The sequence below is a fragment of the Sulfitobacter indolifex genome (genome assembly GCF_022788655.1).
Lineage (GTDB): Bacteria > Pseudomonadota > Alphaproteobacteria > Rhodobacterales > Rhodobacteraceae > Sulfitobacter > Sulfitobacter indolifex.
In genome coordinates this window covers 2,282,533-2,300,105 of the sequence record NZ_CP084951.1, presented here as the reverse complement: position 1 = coordinate 2,300,105, position 17,573 = coordinate 2,282,533, and the positions used below count along the sequence as shown (strand labels likewise).

The window sequence follows — 17,573 nt, the reverse complement described above, 5'->3', positions numbered from 1 at the left end:
GATATGAACCGTTTGCTCGCTCTTCTGGCCTTCTTAACCATCACAGCGTTCCTGCTGATCCTCGCCGTCAACGTGCCAAGCCCCGATCTGGTGACTATCATCCTCATCACGCTTGGCTTCGTCGCCTATGATTTCGCCACATCCAGCCGTAACAAGCGGGACTGAAATAGCATGACGAAACCCACGCTTTGGATCACGCGCACCCTCTCTGACGCCACGCTGCAACGTGCGCAGCGTGACTACTCGGTCATATGGGACCCTGCGGACCGCCCTGGAACTGCTGAGGATATCATCGAGATGAGCGCAAAGGTCGACGCGATCATCCCCTGCCATTCCGAATATTTTAGCGCTCATGTCGTTGGGCAGTTGGACCCGCGGCTCAAAATCGTGGCGAACCATTCTGTCGGCGTCGATCATTGCGATCTGGACGCGCTGAGGGCCAAGGGCATTGCGGTCACCAACACCCCTGGCGTGCTGTCGGATGCGACTGCTGAGCTTGCGATGATGTTGATGCTGGCGGCGGCCAGGCATGCGGTTGAAGGCGACCGGATCGTGCGTTCCGGTGCTTGGGATTTCTGGTCCCCCGCATTCTTGGTCGGAAAGCAAGTGACGGGCGCACGGCTGGGAATCATCGGGATGGGCGGTGTCGGCCGCTCCTTTGCCCGAAAGGCCCGAGGCTTTGATATGCAGATCCACTATCACAACCGAAGCCGCCTTGATGCGGATGAAGAGGCCGGCGCGACCTACCATGCCGACCTCGACAGCTTGCTGGCAGCTTCTGATTTCCTGTCGCTGCACTGCCCCGCCACTCCACAAACCGTTAACCTGATGAATGCAGAGCGGCTTGCTCGCCTGCCCAAGGGCGCGGTCATCGTAAACACCGCACGTGGCAACCTGATTAATGAAAGCGCGCTTATCGCTGCAATAGAAAGCGGCCACATCGGTGCCGCCGGGCTCGATTGCTTTGTAGCTGAACCAGGCGGCAACCCAGCTTTCGCGGTGCATGAGAACATCGTGATGATGCCCCATGTTGGCAGCGCCACTGTTAAAACCCGTGACGCGATGGGGTTCAAGGCGCTCGATAACCTCGACGCCTTCTTCCGAGGCGAAACGCCCCCTGACAGGCTTTAGAACTGCAAAAGGCTCTGTTGTACAAATCTTTTAAGGGAATCATGTCGTGATTCCAGCGTGGTAGCTGGATTGCATGAGAAACCGACACCTCCGATCTACAAAATCACGACTTAGATGGAAGTAGGCTGCGCCTCAAGCGGCCTGACCGGTTCAGCAACTGCAACTCTGGTGTCATAGAGCGCATATTTGGAGAGATGTACGACTGAGAGAAGCTTCGAGTAGCTTGCCACCCCTTTGATAGGTGTTTGAGGCACTTCGGCATCAGCCATCTCTACATAACCTGCAAGAGTCTCATCTCGAATACATCGCCTGCGCTATCTTAACATTTTTTCATGTGCACTCAGCCCGACATTGCGGAACCCCATCCTGCTTTCCGACGTTGCTCTTCTACATTGATAGAGGAGAACAACCATGGCGAATGAAGACCAAGCTAAAGGCAAAGCAAAAGACATCGGCGGCAAGCTGAAAGAAGAAGCTGGCGATGCCGCGAACAACGAAGACCTCAAGCGCGAAGGCCAGGCCGATCAGGTCGAGGGTAAAGTGCAAAAAGGTGCTGGCGATGCGAAGGACAAACTGTCCGATTGATCACAAAAGCGCGTCTCTGATTTTCAGAGACGCGCTTTTTGCTCGCTTAGGTGGGTGTAGACCCGCTGCTATCTCTTTATAATGATATAGAGCGCATGAACGATACCGGGCAGATAGCCTAGAAGCGTCAGTAGAATGTTGATCCAGAAATGTTTCCCCAGGCCTTCCTGCAGGAACACCCCAAGCGGGGGCAATAGGATCGCGACGATGATGCGGATGATATCCATAGCGTTACCCCAGCTCGGCCGGGGTCCTTTCCTCAAAAATTAATCTCTACTGGGAGCTAGCCCGCGCCCCGGCTCTGGCCAGTCGGGCGTTATTGGGCGGGTGGCATAAAACATTCGCCGCAGCGCGGGAATTGTTGCAGGCTGTATAAAAAGCCGGAGGAGGGACGAGATGGAGCCAGTTAGGATCATGTGGCGCCAAGTGACTGAGATGGCGCGGGACACGATTGCGCTTTTGCCGCAGATCGCCGTAGCCGTCGTGGTTCTGGTCTTAACTTGGGCCCTTGCGGCGCTTGGGCGGTCGCTGGTGAATAGGGCGCTGTCCCGGACCAAGCTGCGCCGCAGTCTGCAAGACCTGTTCATTCTTCTGACCTCGATTTTGATCTGGGTGTTCGGGATTATGATTGCAGCAGTGATCGTCTTCCCTGGTCTGACACCAGCAAGCATTCTTGCTGGGCTTGGCATCGGCTCGGTCGCCATTGGTTTCGCGTTCAAAGATGTCTTTGAGAACTTCCTTGCAGGCATCATCATTCTCTTTCGTCGCGAGATGCGTATGGGGGATCATATCGAATGTGAGGGGATCGAGGGGAAGGTGGCCCATATCGCCATCCGCGAAAGCCACATCCGTCAGACAGACGGACAGCTGGTGATCGTACCCAACGCGATGCTTTTTAAGAACCCGGTCTATGTAAGAACTGACCAAGATCACCGTCGCCAAACAATTATCTGTGGTGTGGCCTATGATGTGGATGTCGATGAGGCCCGTAGCGTTATCACCAAAGCCGTAGAAAGCTGTGAGACGGTTGAGCAAGGCGACCATCCGATCCAAATCTTCGCTCAAGAGTTCGCGGCATCATCCATAAACTTTGAAGTGACCTGGTGGACGGGTTCGACCCCCGTCGAGCAACGGCGATCAAAGGACGAAGTGGTAACGGCTGTGAAACGAGGGTTGGACGACGCCGGGCTGGAAATCCCATTCCCTTACCGTACGCTTACTTTCAAAGAGCCTTTGCCGCTGACCCGTCCACGCAAAGAGGATGGCGAAGACTAATATCTATATAGTGCAGGGCAGGGGCAGCGAAGCAATCGTGACTATCCGATCTAGTTCGCCGCGATTCAGTCAGGCATCGCCGGAATCGCGGCTGATTCACCCCCATTCGATGCCTTCTTATAGCGATACAGCGGGGGCAGGGGCCTAACGAAAGCTTCTGGAAAACGCAAATTACGTTTATAAACAGTGAGTTACGGATAAGTTCCCAGAAATATCGCCTTTTCTCAAATTTCTGCTTGCGGGTCTGTGCCACTAACCTTAGAACCCCCCATACCGGCGGCGCAGAGATGCACCAACGGGGCGCCAGACGGGGCGGACGGAAGCGGAAACGCGGAGGTTTGGTTCGGTAAAGCGGGAAAATTCGAGGTACTAGAGGCGGGGCGCGCCAAGAAGATAGGGCGCATCTCAGTTTCTTTTGTCTCAACGCTGTTTGAAAATTTGATATCTGAAGAGATATGTGGGCGGTTTGGTTCATTCGATGGATCAACGTCTGTATATCGCGCTCTTAGGGTTTAGGCCCGATGATAGAGTGTCAGCTTCACTGTTTGGACGGCTTTCGACTACTTTGTAGTCTCAAGCACAACAAACAGAGAATGGCTTGTATCTTTCAGTAAGGGATACAGGTCGATGTGCAGAGGTTCGACGTCAAGGATATGATCGCAAGATCATTTCAACTTGAGAGTTTGATCCTGGCTCAGAACGAACGCTGGCGGCAGGCCTAACACATGCAAGTCGAGCGAGACCTTCGGGTCTAGCGGCGGACGGGTTAGTAACGCGTGGGAACGTACCCTTCTCTGCGGAATAGCCACTGGAAACGGTGAGTAATACCGCATACGCCCTTCGGGGGAAAGATTTATCGGAGAAGGATCGGCCCGCGTTAGATTAGATAGTTGGTGGGGTAATGGCCTACCAAGTCTACGATCTATAGCTGGTTTTAGAGGATGATCAGCAACACTGGGACTGAGACACGGCCCAGACTCCTACGGGAGGCAGCAGTGGGGAATCTTAGACAATGGGCGCAAGCCTGATCTAGCCATGCCGCGTGTGTGATGAAGGTCTTAGGATCGTAAAGCACTTTCGCCAGGGATGATAATGACAGTACCTGGTAAAGAAACCCCGGCTAACTCCGTGCCAGCAGCCGCGGTAATACGGAGGGGGTTAGCGTTGTTCGGAATTACTGGGCGTAAAGCGTACGTAGGCGGATCAGAAAGTAAGGGGTGAAATCCCAGGGCTCAACCCTGGAACTGCCTCTTAAACTCCTGGTCTTGAGTTCGAGAGAGGTGAGTGGAATTCCAAGTGTAGAGGTGAAATTCGTAGATATTTGGAGGAACACCAGTGGCGAAGGCGGCTCACTGGCTCGATACTGACGCTGAGGTACGAAAGTGTGGGGAGCAAACAGGATTAGATACCCTGGTAGTCCACACCGTAAACGATGAATGCCAGTCGTCGGGCAGTATACTGTTCGGTGACACACCTAACGGATTAAGCATTCCGCCTGGGGAGTACGGTCGCAAGATTAAAACTCAAAGGAATTGACGGGGGCCCGCACAAGCGGTGGAGCATGTGGTTTAATTCGAAGCAACGCGCAGAACCTTACCAACCCTTGACATCCTGTGCTAACCCGAGAGATCGGGCGTTCACTTCGGTGACGCAGTGACAGGTGCTGCATGGCTGTCGTCAGCTCGTGTCGTGAGATGTTCGGTTAAGTCCGGCAACGAGCGCAACCCACATCCTTAGTTGCCAGCAGTTCGGCTGGGCACTCTAAGGAAACTGCCCGTGATAAGCGGGAGGAAGGTGTGGATGACGTCAAGTCCTCATGGCCCTTACGGGTTGGGCTACACACGTGCTACAATGGCAGTGACAATGGGTTAATCCCCAAAAGCTGTCTCAGTTCGGATTGGGGTCTGCAACTCGACCCCATGAAGTCGGAATCGCTAGTAATCGTGGAACAGCATGCCACGGTGAATACGTTCCCGGGCCTTGTACACACCGCCCGTCACACCATGGGAGTTGGTTCTACCCGACGGCCGTGCGCCAACCCTTCGGGGAGGCAGCGGACCACGGTAGGATCAGCGACTGGGGTGAAGTCGTAACAAGGTAGCCGTAGGGGAACCTGCGGCTGGATCACCTCCTTTCTAAGGATGTTCCTAGCCAGATGAGCTTGCTCATCTCATGGAACACTTAGCAGGTCGGCATACAAAGCCGGCCATATTTAGAACCGAGCCGTCCTCATATCTCTTCAGAAAATAGAACACGGGCTACCGCCCGTATGGGTCGGTAGCTCAGGTGGTTAGAGCGCACGCCTGATAAGCGTGAGGTCGGAGGTTCAAGTCCTCCTCGACCCACCATCGCATCTGCAGTGCAGAACCCTTTTGGGGCCTTAGCTCAGCTGGGAGAGCGCCTGATTTGCATTCAGGAGGTCAGGAGTTCGATCCTCCTAGGCTCCACCATAAATTATCTTGTTTCTTCTACTTCGAAAGGCTTAGAAGAAAGCATGAAGATTTGTGCGATCACAATGGTTTACCGAGACTACTGGGCGTTATCACAATGGTACGCGCATTATTCACGGCACCTTGGTTCGGAACATCTTTATATCGTCGCCCACGGTCATGATACAAAGATTGCTGAATTATGCCCTCGGGCAAATGTGATCACGGTTCCTCGGGATGATCTGTCTGGTTTTGATCGCATTCGTGGGCATTTGCTCAATGGATTGCAGGACGGACTTGGCGCTTTGTATGATTGGGTTATTCGCACAGATGCGGATGAGTTAATCTGCATTGATCCTGAACGCTTTGTGGATTTTGAAGCCTTGTTCACAGCTCAGCGTAAGGCTGACACGCTGTTCGCCCTTGGCCTGAATTTGTTTGAGGGCATTGAGGACGCAGAGCTGTCCGAGAACACAAATGTGTTTGCCCATAGGCGGCATGCAGTTTTCTCTGGACACTATAGCAAAGCTTGGGCGGTAAGACGCGGCGCACATCTTGTACGCCACGGAGTTGAAGTTGCTGCCGAACATTTGGCAGATGCTGCATTCACTTTGCCGAAAGGCGTCTACATGGTTCACCTTAAATACGCGAATACCGCGGCTTTGACTGAGGCGAACCAACACCGCACCGAAATCGCCAGCGGCACAGTCAAAGGTCTGCCTGGTAACATTTGGGCAAAAGCGACAATAGATGCAGAGCGCTTCTACGAACGGATGGCAACCTTGCCTGACCTCGAATGGAAGCGGGCGCGGACGAAAGCCTACCGCACCATCAACCGCAGTCCGATACGGGATGCAAAGTTGAATGTGCTCCGAGCAAAGTCGGTTAACTTTGAGTACCGGACACAACTGCCAGACTGGTTTAAAGACTGCTGATAGATTAGATCAGCAAGAGCGCTACGGCGCTTTTGCTCGTCCAATCTGGACGAATTGACATCGTAAAGAGAGATACTAACAACATGTTTGATCGCCCCGCGTTAGGGGATGATCTCGGTTGCTGCCCTTCGGGGCCGGTGTTTGAATGGCTGTTTCCTCGGCCTATCAGGCATATCGCGACTGAAACGAATATGTTGTCCAAGTCAAGTACACTAACCAGAGCGATGACGCGGGCCTCCTGCACGGACGGTTCGCTATCTGCATCGCTCATTTGTCCAGACGCTAGTCTGGGCGGGTAAAAGTATGCTTTTGATACAGGATAAGAGGATCAGTTTCTTACCAGCTTCTGATCTTCGCGCGAGACGCTAAGTCTTGCTTTTTCTGGATCAAATCAAGCGCGAAAAGGGCGTTTGGTGAATGCCTTGGCAGTAAGAGGCGATGAAAGACGTGATACTCTGCGATAAGCCATGGGGAGCTGAGAATAAGCTTTGATCCATGGATTTCTGAATGGGGCAACCCACCTGATACTTTGTTATTACTGATCTTCGGATCAGCTAATAACTTGGTAAACCAGGTATTTTTAGGCTGAATATATAGGCTTAAAAAGGCAAACCCGGGGAACTGAAACATCTAAGTACCCGGAGGAAAGGAAATCAATATGATACTCCCCTAGTAGCGGCGAGCGAACGGGGACCAGCCGAGCCATGAGTGTGGTTAGAATGCGTTGGAATGCGCAACCAGAGTGGGTGATAGTCCCGTATAAGAAGCATGATTGGACGTATTAAGTAGGGCGGAACACGTGAAATTCTGTCTGAAGATCGGAGGACCACCTTCGAAGGCTAAGTACTCCTTACTGACCGATAGTGAACCAGTACCGTGAGGGAAAGGTGAAAAGCACCCCGACGAGGGGAGTGAAACAGTACCTGAAACCGAACGCCTACAATCAGTTGGAGGGACCTTGCGTCCTGACAGCGTACCTTTTGTATAATGGGTCATCGACTTGGTCTCACGAGCAAGCTTAAGCCGTTAGGTGTAGGCGTAGCGAAAGCGAGTCTTAATAGGGCGTTGAGTTCGTGGGATCAGACCCGAAACCGAGTGATCTAGGCATGGCCAGGTTGAAGATAAGGTAACACTTATTGGAGGACCGAACCCACATCTGTTGAAAAAGATCGGGATGAGCTGTGCCTAGGGGTGAAAGGCCAATCAAACTCGGAGATAGCTGGTTCTCTGCGAAATCTATTTAGGTAGAGCGTCGACCGAATACCACCGGGGGTAGAGCACTGGATGGGTAATGGGGCCCCACAGGCTTACTGATCCTAACCAAACTCCGAATACCGGTGAGTACTAGTCGGCAGACACACGGCGAATGCTAACGTCCGTCGTGAAGAGGGAAACAACCCTAACCTCCAGCTAAGGCCCCTAATTCATGGCTAAGTGGGAAAGCAGGTGAGACGACCAAAACAACCAGGAGGTTGGCTTAGAAGCAGCCATCCTTTAAAGATAGCGTAACAGCTCACTGGTCTAAATAAGTTGTCTTGCGGCGAAGATGTAACGGGGCTCAAGCCATGAGCCGAAGCTGAGGATGCATTTATTGCATGGTAGCAGAGCGTAGTGTGACATAGTTCCATGTGTCCTTATCATCCTTCGGGGTGAGTTGGACACAAGGAGCTTTCTGTGAAGCTGGCGCGTGAGCGATCCGGTGGAGAGATCACTAGTGAGAATGATGACATGAGTAGCGACAAAGAGTGTGAGAGACACTCTCGCCGAAAATCCAAGGGTTCCTGCTTAAAGCTAATCTGAGCAGGGTAAGCCGACCCCTAAGGCGAGGCCGAAAGGCGTAGTCGATGGGAACCAGGTTAATATTCCTGGGCCAGATGGAAGTGACGGATCTCGAGGGTAGTTCATCCTTATCGGATTGAATGGGCTGCTTAGAGGTCCCTGGAAATAGCTCCATCGCTAGATCGTACCCTAAACCGACACAGGTGGATAGGTAGAGAATACCAAGGCGCTTGAGAGAACTATGTTGAAGGAACTCGGCAAAATACCTCCGTAAGTTCGCGAGAAGGAGGCCCGGTTTCTAGGCAACTAGAGGCTGGGGGCACAAACCAGGGGGTGGCGACTGTTTATTAAAAACACAGGGCTCTGCGAAGTCGTAAGACGACGTATAGGGTCTGACGCCTGCCCGGTGCCTGAAGGTTAAAAGGAGGGGTGAGAGCTCTGAATTGAAGCCCAGGTAAACGGCGGCCGTAACTATAACGGTCCTAAGGTAGCGAAATTCCTTGTCGGGTAAGTTCCGACCTGCACGAATGGCGTAACGACTTCCCCGCTGTCTCCAACATAGACTCAGCGAAATTGAATTACCGGTCAAGATGCCGGTTACCCGCGGTTAGACGGAAAGACCCCGTGCACCTTTACTACAGCTTCACACTGGCATTAGGCCGAACATGTGCAGGATAGGTGGTGGGCTTTGAAACCGAGACGCCAGTCTCGGTGGAGCCTCCCTTGAGATACCACCCTTGTTCTGCTTGATGTCTAACCGCGGACCGTTATCCGGTTCCGGGACCCTGTGTGGCGGGTAGTTTGACTGGGGCGGTCGCCTCCTAAATCGTAACGGAGGCGCGCGAAGGTTGGCTCAGAGCGGTCGGAAATCGCTCGTTGAGTGCAATGGCAGAAGCCAGCCTGACTGCGAGACTGACAAGTCGAGCAGAGTCGAAAGACGGCCATAGTGATCCGGTGGTCCCAAGTGGGAGGGCCATCGCTCAACGGATAAAAGGTACGCCGGGGATAACAGGCTGATACTGCCCAAGAGTCCATATCGACGGCAGTGTTTGGCACCTCGATGTCGGCTCATCTCATCCTGGGGCTGGAGCAGGTCCCAAGGGTACGGCTGTTCGCCGTTTAAAGAGGTACGTGAGCTGGGTTTAGAACGTCGTGAGACAGTTCGGTCCCTATCTTCCGTGGGTGTAGGATACTTGAGAGGAGTTGCCCCTAGTACGAGAGGACCGGGGTGAACGATCCACTGGTGGACCAGTTGTTATGCCAATAGCAGTGCTGGGTAGCTATGATCGGACAGGATAACCGCTGAAGGCATCTAAGCGGGAAGCCCCCCTCAAAACAAGGTATCCCTGAGAGCCGAGGTAGACCACCTCGTCGATAGGCCAGAGATGTAAGCGTGGTAACACGTTCAGTTGACTGGTACTAATTGCTCGATAGGCTTGATTTGATCCAGTAGAAGCAAGACTTCAACTTATCAATCAAAAGCATACACATACAATCAGTTGTACATGACTTGGAATTAACAACGCCTTGCGCTTCAGCGCAAAGCGCGTGAGGAATTTATTTGGTTTGGTGATCATAGCGCGAGCAAAACACCTGGTCCCATCCCGAACCCAGCCGTTAAGTGCCGTAGCGCCGATGGTACTGCGTCTTAAGACGTGGGAGAGTAGGTCATCGCCAAACCTAATAAGTTCCTCACATCAGTATCTCTCAACGATGACACAAATACAAAACCGCCGCTGCAATACTTGCAGCGGCGGTTTTGCGTTTGGGGGGGATCGCGATATGACGCCCGGTTACGCAGCCAGCGGCCTGCCATCCGCTTGACCCTGCCCAATGCCCTGTCACAGTGGCGCCAAGGCGTTGCTGGGAGGCAAAACATGGATATTGACACAATCTTTGGGCTGGAGGGGAAAACCGCGCTGATCACCGGCGGCGCCACGGGGATTGGGCGCATGGCGGCAGAGGCCTTGGTGCGGGCTGGCGCGCGGGTTTTGCTGGCCAGCCGGACGGGAGAGGCCTGCGAAGCGGTGGCGGCAGAGTTGAACGCACTTAGCGCGCGCGGCAGTGCCGAAGGTTTCGCCGGAGATGTCGGCAGCGAAGAGGGCGTCGATGCGCTGGTCGCGCAAGTTCAGGCGCGCTGCGATCGGCTGCATATTCTGATGAACAACGCCGGTGTGACTTGGGGCGCACCGCTGGGGCAATTCCCCTTTGCTGCATGGGACAAAGTCATGGGCGTGAATGTTGCTGGTCTCTTTGACCTGACGCAAAAGTTGCTGCCCCTTCTGCGGGCCGGGGCCACGACAGATGATCCTGCACGGGTTGTAAACGTCGGCTCGGTCATGGGTGAGCGCGAAATGGGGGACGGGGCCTATAGCTATGCCGCGTCCAAAGCGGCTGTGATCCACTTGAGTAAAATTCTCGCTAAGGAATTGGCCGGGGAGGGGATCACCGTGAACGCGCTGGCACCGGGGCCGTTTGTGTCGCGGATGACCGCCTTTGCCACGCAGGATGAGGCAACTCGCAACGCCGTGGGCCAAGACGTGCCGCTTGGCCGCGTTGGCCGAGATGAGGATATCGCGGGCTGCATGCTGTTCCTATGCGGGCGAGGCGGGGCCTATGTTACCGGGGCGGTGATCCCGGTCAGTGGTGGCATCAACGTGATGTCAGGCCCGAATATCTTTGAAAGGGCATTGTCATGACAAATACGAAAATTCAGCCGGAGAGCGCCCATGCGTGACGACAGCCATTTACCCCAAGCCCTGCGCGGTCTGCGCCTGCCGCTGGTCGCATCGCCCATGTTCATCCTGTCGGGTCCGGAACTGGTCATTGCGCAGTGTAAGGCAGGCATCGTCGGGTCGTTCCCGGCGCTGAACGCGCGGGAGGCGGAGGGCGAGCCGCCGCTGCTCGACGCATGGCTGCGCCAGATCACCGAAGCTCTGGATAAGCATAATCAAGAGAACCCCGATCGGCCTGCGGCGCCCTTTGCGGTGAACCAGATTGTGCACCGCTCCAACGCGCGGTTGGAGCGTGACCTTGAGATTTGTGTAAAACATAAAGTGCCGATTTGGATCACTTCGCTTGGTGCACGGGTGGAGGTGAATGAGGCCGCGCATTCCTGTGGCGGTGTGGTGCTGCATGACATCATCAACAACCGCTTCGCCCGCAAGGCGATTGAGAAAGGCGCGGATGGGCTGATCGCCGTGGCCGCCGGGGCCGGGGGGCACGCGGGGCCGCAGTCGCCCTTTGCGCTGATCCGTGAAATCCGTGAATGGTTCAATGGCCCGCTTCTGCTCTCGGGGGCTTTGGCCACCGGCGAGGGACTTTTGGCGGCGCGGGCCATGGGGGCGGATTTGGGCTATATGGGCTCGGCTTTCATCGCCACGCAGGAAGCCAATGCCGTGCCCGGTTACAAAGACATGATCGTTTCGGGCGGGGCGGATGACATCGTGACCTCGTCGCTCTTCACCGGGGTGTCGGGCAACTATCTGCGGCCTTCGATTGTGGCGGCGGGGCTGGACCCTGACAATCTGCCCTCTGCGGACGCCTCTTCGATGAACTTTGGCTCCGGGTCCTCCAAGCCTAAGGCATGGAAGGAAATCTGGGGCGCAGGGCAGGGCATTGGTGCGGTCAAGCAGATCGGCGGGGTGGCTGAACTGGTGGATCGGATCGAAGCGGAATACCGCGCCGCCGGTGCCCGACTGGCCGCGGAGTTTTCGCAATGAGCACGGACACGCAAACATTTGACGAGGCGGCGGTCTGCCGTTGGCTGGAAGAGAACCTGCCGGGCTTTGCCGGGCCGCTTGAGGTGACCAAATTTCAGGCGGGGCAGTCGAACCCCACCTTCCTGCTTTCGACCCCTGCACATGACTACGTTCTGCGCCGCAAGCCTCCGGGAACGCTGCTGAAATCTGCCCATGCAGTCGACAGGGAGTTTCGGGTGCAGAGGGCATTGGCCGACAGTGAGGTGCCGGTCGCGCGGATGTATCTGCTCTGCGAGGATGAAAGCGTCATCGGCTCGATGTTCTATGTGATGGACCATGTGCCGGGCCGCAATTTCAATGACCCAACCCTGCCGGAACTGACCCCGGCCGATCGCGGCGCGGTGGTGGATGAGATGAACGGCGTGCTGGCTGCGTTGCATGAGGTCGATATCGACTCAGTGGGGTTGTCAGATTACGGCCCCCCCGGCAACTATTTCGAGCGGCAGGTCGGGCGTTGGTCAAAGCAATACCGGGCGTCCGAGACGGAACCCCAGCCTGATATGGATGCGCTGATGCAGCGTCTGGTCGAAGAGTTACCCGAGGACGACGGGCAGCGCACGCTGGTGCATGGCGATTACCGCATCGACAATATGATCTTTGACACTCATGGCACCGCTTGCCGCGCGGTTTTGGATTGGGAGCTTTCGACCATAGGCCACCCCTTTGCCGATCTCGCTGCTGTTATCATGCAATGGCAGATGCCCGTGGGCGCAGAGGGGCGCGGCTTGGCCGGGGTGGACCGCAAGGCGCTTGGTCTGCCGACGGATGCGGAGTTTATCGCCGCCTATTGCCGCCGGCGCGGGCTGAAGGGGATCGATAGCTTCGGCTATTACCTCGCCTTTTGTTTCTTCCGCATGGCGGCGATCATCCAAGGCGTGTTGAAACGCGCGTTGGATGGTAACGCGTCGAACCCCGAATATGGCCTGAAATTAGGGCAATACGTCCCGGTTTTTGCACGCCACGGGCTGGAGGCGCTCGATCGCGACGCTTGAGCGGGGCAGCGGCTTATTGGTGCTTGAGCTTCGGCGCGAAAACCTGTTGCTAGGGTCGGAACACCCCGGCCCGAAAGGATGACCCATGACCACTGCTGCGCGGCAATTGCTTGACCTGCTGGACATCGAACAGCTTGAGGTCGATCTGTTTCGGGGCACGGGTGCCGGGGGTGAGACCTCAATGCGGATCTTTGGCGGCCATGTGATCGCGCAGGCGCTGATGGCGGCTTATCGCACGGTGCCGGAGCGCACATGCCACTCGCTGCACGCCTATTTCATCCGGCCCGGTGACCCGAAAATACCCGTGATCTATCAGGTCGACCGCGCCCGCGATGGGGGCAGTTTCACAACCCGACGGGTGGTGGCGATCCAGCATGGCAAACAGATCCTGAACCTTTCCGCATCTTTTCAGGTGGAGGAGGAAGGGTTCGATTGGCAGCATGAGATGCCGCAGGTCTCTGCACCTGAAAATTGGCCTGACCGGCCTGAGCTGCGCGAGGCCTTTGCCGAGAAGCTGCCAGAAAAATACCGCAGTGATTTCCTGCGTGAGCGACCCATTGAAATTCGCGAGGTTGAACCGCGCGATTTCATGACACCCGAAAAGGTCGGCGACCGCAACTACCTGTGGTTTCGCATGGCCGCGGCCGAGGGGCAGGGGCCGGTGATGCAGCACGCGCTTTTGGCCTATGCCTCTGATATGAACCTGCTGGGCTCCTCCTTGCGGCCCCATGGGCTGACGTGGTTTCAGGGCAAGGTGATGACGGCGAGCCTTGACCACGCCATGTGGTTTCATGCGCCGATCCGGTTCGATGAATGGCATCTTTACGCACTGGATGCGCCCTTTACCGGTGGCGCGCGCGGGTTTAATCGCGGGATGATTTACAATCAGAACGGGCAGTTGGTGGCAAGCGTGGCGCAAGAAGGGCTGCTGCGCCCGATACGTCCGAAAAGCGAAAGCTAAGGCCTGAGGCTACGTCGCGTCGGGTGTCCCAAACCGCCGGTTTAATTTGCGCATCCCGCCGATCCAGCGGTCATAGTCCCGCGCCTTGCCTTGTATATAGTCACGTACCTGCGGATGCGGCAGCACCAGAAACACCTCATCGCGGATCGCCTGCACGCAGGCTTCGGCCACGGGCTCCGGCTCCAGCATGCCGTCAATCGCGGCGACATGATCTTCCAGCCCGCGCATCATCTCGGTCCGTACCGCCTGAGGGCAAAGCACCGAAACCTTGATCCCATCATCGCCATAGGTCATCGCCAACCATTCAGCGAGGCCAACGGCGGCGTGTTTCGTGACCCCATAGGGCGCGGCCCCAACCTGATTAAGCAGCCCCGCTGCCGAGGCCGTATTCAACAAATACCCACCGCCCCGCGCACGCATCAGCGGCACCAGATGCCGCGCTGCGCGCACATGGCTCATCACGTTGATTTCCCAGATGCGCTGCCAGTCCGCATCCGGTACCTCGACACCGCCCTCGATTGAAATACCAGCGTTGGAGCAGAACAGATCAATCGGCCCGATATCACGCTCGACCTCTGCGATCAGCGTCGCGATCTCAGCCTCACTGGAGACATCGACGCGAAACGCCGTGCCGCCAACCTTGGCCGCCGTCGCTTCGGTCCCGGCGCCGTCGATATCTACGCAGACGATATGCGCAGGCGCCTCCTGCGCAAAGCGCAGCGCCAAGGCCCGCCCGATGCCGCTGGCAGCACCGGTGATAACAATGACGCGCCCTTGCAGCTCCACGTCAGCTGTCGCTCTTCGTGCCGCGCGTGTTCGACGCCTGAAACGCCTTCACCTCGGCCCGCGCGATCACCTGATGGTGCACCTCGTCCGGCCCATCGGCAAAGCGCAGCGCACGCTGCCATGTGTACATGCCCGACAATGGGCTCCACTGGCTCATCCCCGTGGCACCATGCACCTGCATCGAGGCGTCAATGATCTCGCAGGCCTTTTCCGGCACCAGTGCCTTGATCATGCTGACCCAGATGCGCGCCTCTTTGTTGCCCAGCACATCCATCGCTTTGGCGGCCTTCAGCACCATGAGCCGCATCGCTTCAATGTCGATCCGCGCGCGGCTGATGGTTTCCATGTTCTTGCCAAGGTCGATGATCTTCTTGCCAAAGGCCTCGCGCCCCAGCCCCCGTTCTATCATCAGGTCCAGCGCCTTTTCTGCTGACCCAATTGAGCGCATGCAGTGGTGAATCCGACCGGGCCCCAGCCGTACCTGACTGATCTCAAACCCGCGCCCTTCGCCCCAAAGCACGTTTTCACGGGGCACGCGAACGTCGGTAAAGCGGATGTGCATATGCCCATGCGGCGCGTCGTCGTGACCGAAAACATGCATCGGGCCGAGGATCTCGACGCCCGGCGTGTCCATCGGCACAAGGATCTGGCTCTGCTGCCGGAACGTCTCCGCCTCGGGCGAGGTTTTTACCATAACAATCATAATCTTACAGCGCGGATCACCCGCACCGGAGATATAGAATTTCTCGCCGTTGATGACCCAATCGTCGCCATCCAAAACCGCGCTGGTCGAAATATTCCGTGCATCAGAAGAGGCCACATCAGGCTCAGTCATCGCAAAAGCCGAACGGATTTCGCCCGCGAGCAGGGGCTTTAACCATTGCTCCTTTTGTTCAGCCGTGCCGACGCGTTCCAGAACCTCCATATTCCCAGTATCGGGGGCAGAGCAGTTCAGGGTCTCAGGCGCCAGCGGGCTTTTGCCCAGTTCAGCGGCGATATAGGCATAATCAAGGTTCGCCAGCCCTTCGCCCGTCTCGGCATTCGGCAGAAAGAAGTTCCACAACCCCGCCTCACGCGCCTTTTGCTTGGCCCCGTCGAGCAGTTCCAACTGACCGGGTGCATAGGACCAACGGTCGGCGCGGCCTTCGCCAAGCCGAAAGAATTCCTCGGTGATCGGATCGACATTCTCGCGGATGTGCTTGGTAACAGCGGCCAGAAGCGGCTTGGCCTTCTCCGACATTTCGAGATTGTTCATGTCCAAGGTCTGATCGATCATCCTGTGCTCCCGGTGATGATGGTATGAGATGCCGCCCCGCTCCTCCGCGCGACGGGTCTGTTAAGCGGGAGCCTATGCAATCACCGCAGGCTTGCCAATCGCGGGCGGGGGGATGTGCCGCGCTTTACGCGGCGTCACAACGGCATTGAAACCTAGGCGCAAACGCTTAGGTTTGCTTCATGACAGATGCATTGATCAAAGACGTCCTCACCCGCACCCGCCGCATTGCGGTGGTCGGCGTGTCCCCCAACCCGGCGCGGCCCAGCCACTATGTCGCTGAATATCTTGCGGAAAAAGGCTATGACGTGGTGCCGGTAAACCCGGTCCATGCGGGCAAAGAGGTCTTCGGCAAAACCATCGTCGCAACATTGGCCGAGATCGACCCGCCGGTGCAAATGGTCGACATCTTCCGCCGCTCCGAGGATGTGCCCCCCGTGGTCGATGAGGCACTTGCAGCTTTCCCCGATCTGGAAACGATCTGGATGCAGATGGGGATCACCAATGCCGAAGCAGCGGCCAAGGCCGAAGCGCGCGGCGTGGATGTGATCCAAGACCGCTGCCCCAAGGTCGAAATCCCGCGCCTGCTCGGGTAATTACGTGCGCGCGGCCTTCTCGGCGATGCCCGAGGTCGACTGGCGGCGTGCCAATTCATCCAGCACATCACTCAGCGGCACGTCGCGCGCCGCGAGCATGACCAACAGATGATACAGAACATCGGCAGCCTCAGAGGTGAGGCCAGCGCGGTCGTTTTTCACCGCCTCGATGATGGCCTCGACCGCTTCCTCGCCAAACTTCTCAGCACATTTTTCCGGCCCTTTAGCCAGCAACTGCGCAGTCCAACTGCTTGAAGGGTCAGCTTCTTTGCGGCTCAGGATGGTGGCGTAAAGATCATCAAGCGTCATGAAAGCCTCATTGGAATGCCCGCGGCGGCCATATGTTGCTTGGCCTCCTGTACGGTATATTCGCCGAAGTGAAAGATGGATGCCGCCAGCACCGCAGAAGCGCCGCCCTCAATCACCCCGTCAACGAGGTGATCCAAGTTGCCAACCCCGCCCGAGGCGATCACCGGCACCGAAACCGCATCCGAAATCGCACGGGTCAGCGGCAGGTTGAACCCTTGTTTGGTACCGTCGCGGTCCATCGAAGTCAGCAGGATTTCCCCCGCGCCCTTCTCTGCGACCAGTTGCGCAAACTCCACCGCATCAATGCCCGTGGGCTTGCGCCCGCCATGGGTGAAAATCTCCCATTTGCCGGGGCTGACGGTTTTGGCATCAATGGCGCAGACAATGCATTGGCTGCCGAAATGATCCGCGGCTTCGGCAATCACATCCGGGTTGGCCACAGCGGCAGAGTTGAAGCTGACCTTATCCGCCCCGGCAAGCAGCAAGGCGCGCACATCCGCAACGGTGCGAACACCGCCACCCACGGTCAGAGGGATATAACAATGCTCTGCCGTGCGCGTGACCAAATCAAACATCGTCCCACGGTTCTCATGGGTGGCGTGAATATCAAGGAAACACAGCTCATCCGCCCCTGCCGCATCATAGGCAATCGCAGCATCAACCGGATCACCCGCATCCCGCAGGCCAACAAAATTCACGCCTTTCACCACGCGCCCATCGGCCACGTCAAGACAGGGGATAATGCGGGTCTTCAGCATGGC

15 protein-coding genes, 2 tRNA genes and 3 rRNA genes are annotated in these 17,573 nt (G+C 56.6%); 15 read left to right on the top strand and 5 right to left on the bottom strand.

Going from position 1 to position 17,573, the window contains the following annotated elements; translation table 11 throughout:
• Positions 1-3 precede the first annotated feature (3 nt).
• The 3 genes from DSM14862_RS11210 (at position 4) to DSM14862_RS11200 (ending at position 1,716) form a co-directional block, all read left to right on the top strand.
• Positions 4-165 (top strand): hypothetical protein, encoded by a 162-nt coding sequence (locus tag DSM14862_RS11210; protein ID WP_007120522.1) that lies wholly within the window; start codon positions 4-6, stop codon positions 163-165.
• 6 nt (positions 166-171) lie between these two features.
• Positions 172-1,131: a 2-hydroxyacid dehydrogenase gene (locus tag DSM14862_RS11205; RefSeq protein WP_007120521.1), complete on the top strand. Its 960-nt coding sequence runs from the start codon at positions 172-174 to the stop codon at positions 1,129-1,131.
• 411 nt (positions 1,132-1,542) lie between these two features.
• Entirely contained in the window at positions 1,543-1,716 is a 174-nt protein-coding gene (locus DSM14862_RS11200; RefSeq protein ID WP_007120520.1) for a CsbD family protein, read from the top strand.
• 68 nt (positions 1,717-1,784) lie between these two features.
• Here DSM14862_RS11200 and DSM14862_RS11195 read toward each other — a convergent pair whose 3' ends face one another.
• Positions 1,785-1,943, bottom strand: coding sequence for a YqaE/Pmp3 family membrane protein (locus DSM14862_RS11195; RefSeq protein WP_007120519.1), 159 nt, complete (start codon positions 1,941-1,943; stop codon positions 1,785-1,787).
• A gap of 169 nt (positions 1,944-2,112) precedes the next feature.
• Between DSM14862_RS11195 and DSM14862_RS11190 the strand changes: the two genes are divergently transcribed.
• From DSM14862_RS11190 to DSM14862_RS11140, 11 genes are all read left to right on the top strand, one after another.
• Positions 2,113-2,991 (top strand): mechanosensitive ion channel family protein, encoded by an 879-nt coding sequence (locus DSM14862_RS11190; RefSeq protein ID WP_113075738.1) that lies wholly within the window; start codon positions 2,113-2,115, stop codon positions 2,989-2,991.
• 671 nt (positions 2,992-3,662) lie between these two features.
• A 16S ribosomal RNA gene (locus tag DSM14862_RS11185) occupies positions 3,663-5,126 on the top strand.
• A 136-nt stretch (positions 5,127-5,262) separates the two neighbouring features.
• Positions 5,263-5,339: transfer RNA gene (locus DSM14862_RS11180), tRNA-Ile, on the top strand.
• A 26-nt stretch (positions 5,340-5,365) separates the two neighbouring features.
• A tRNA-Ala gene (locus tag DSM14862_RS11175) sits at positions 5,366-5,441 on the top strand.
• 44 nt (positions 5,442-5,485) lie between these two features.
• Entirely contained in the window at positions 5,486-6,355 is an 870-nt protein-coding gene (locus tag DSM14862_RS11170; RefSeq protein WP_007120517.1) for a glycosyltransferase family 2 protein, read from the top strand.
• Between the two features lie 389 nt (positions 6,356-6,744).
• Positions 6,745-9,578: ribosomal RNA gene (locus DSM14862_RS11165) — 23S ribosomal RNA — on the top strand.
• A 121-nt stretch (positions 9,579-9,699) separates the two neighbouring features.
• A 5S ribosomal RNA gene (gene rrf / locus DSM14862_RS11160) occupies positions 9,700-9,814 on the top strand.
• The 16S, 23S and 5S rRNA genes sit together here with 2 tRNA genes alongside, the layout of an rRNA operon.
• Before the next feature lie 197 nt (positions 9,815-10,011).
• Positions 10,012-10,833, top strand: coding sequence for an SDR family oxidoreductase (locus tag DSM14862_RS11155; protein WP_007120516.1), 822 nt, complete (start codon positions 10,012-10,014; stop codon positions 10,831-10,833).
• Between the two features lie 30 nt (positions 10,834-10,863).
• On the top strand, positions 10,864-11,856 hold the full coding sequence (locus DSM14862_RS11150; RefSeq protein ID WP_007120515.1) for an NAD(P)H-dependent flavin oxidoreductase: 993 nt from the start codon (positions 10,864-10,866) through the stop codon (positions 11,854-11,856).
• Positions 11,853-12,887 carry a phosphotransferase family protein gene (locus DSM14862_RS11145; RefSeq protein ID WP_007120514.1) on the top strand — a complete coding sequence of 345 codons (1,035 nt, stop codon included), beginning with the start codon at positions 11,853-11,855 and terminating at the stop codon, positions 12,885-12,887. The genes DSM14862_RS11150 and DSM14862_RS11145 overlap by 4 nt, the downstream gene beginning before the upstream one ends.
• Positions 12,888-12,972: 85 nt before the next feature.
• A complete protein-coding gene (locus tag DSM14862_RS11140) occupies positions 12,973-13,848 on the top strand; it encodes an acyl-CoA thioesterase (RefSeq protein WP_007120513.1) in 876 nt (291 codons plus the stop codon).
• A 9-nt stretch (positions 13,849-13,857) separates the two neighbouring features.
• Here the strand turns inward: DSM14862_RS11140 and DSM14862_RS11135 are convergent, their stop codons facing one another.
• Positions 13,858-14,634 (bottom strand): SDR family oxidoreductase, encoded by a 777-nt coding sequence (locus DSM14862_RS11135; protein WP_007120512.1) that lies wholly within the window; start codon positions 14,632-14,634, stop codon positions 13,858-13,860.
• Between the two features lies 1 nt (position 14,635).
• Positions 14,636-15,910, bottom strand: coding sequence for an acyl-CoA dehydrogenase family protein (locus DSM14862_RS11130; protein ID WP_007120511.1), 1,275 nt, complete (start codon positions 15,908-15,910; stop codon positions 14,636-14,638).
• A 179-nt stretch (positions 15,911-16,089) separates the two neighbouring features.
• Here DSM14862_RS11130 and DSM14862_RS11125 point away from each other — a divergent pair, with 179 nt between their 5' ends.
• On the top strand, positions 16,090-16,503 hold the full coding sequence (locus tag DSM14862_RS11125; protein WP_007120510.1) for a CoA-binding protein: 414 nt from the start codon (positions 16,090-16,092) through the stop codon (positions 16,501-16,503).
• Here DSM14862_RS11125 and DSM14862_RS11120 read toward each other — a convergent pair whose 3' ends face one another.
• Positions 16,504-16,812: a phosphoribosyl-ATP diphosphatase gene (locus DSM14862_RS11120; RefSeq protein WP_007120509.1), complete on the bottom strand. Its 309-nt coding sequence runs from the start codon at positions 16,810-16,812 to the stop codon at positions 16,504-16,506.
• Positions 16,809-17,570 (bottom strand): imidazole glycerol phosphate synthase subunit HisF, encoded by a 762-nt coding sequence (gene hisF / locus DSM14862_RS11115; protein ID WP_007120508.1) that lies wholly within the window; start codon positions 17,568-17,570, stop codon positions 16,809-16,811. The genes DSM14862_RS11120 and hisF overlap by 4 nt, the downstream gene beginning before the upstream one ends.
• Between the last annotated feature and the right edge of the window lie 3 nt (positions 17,571-17,573).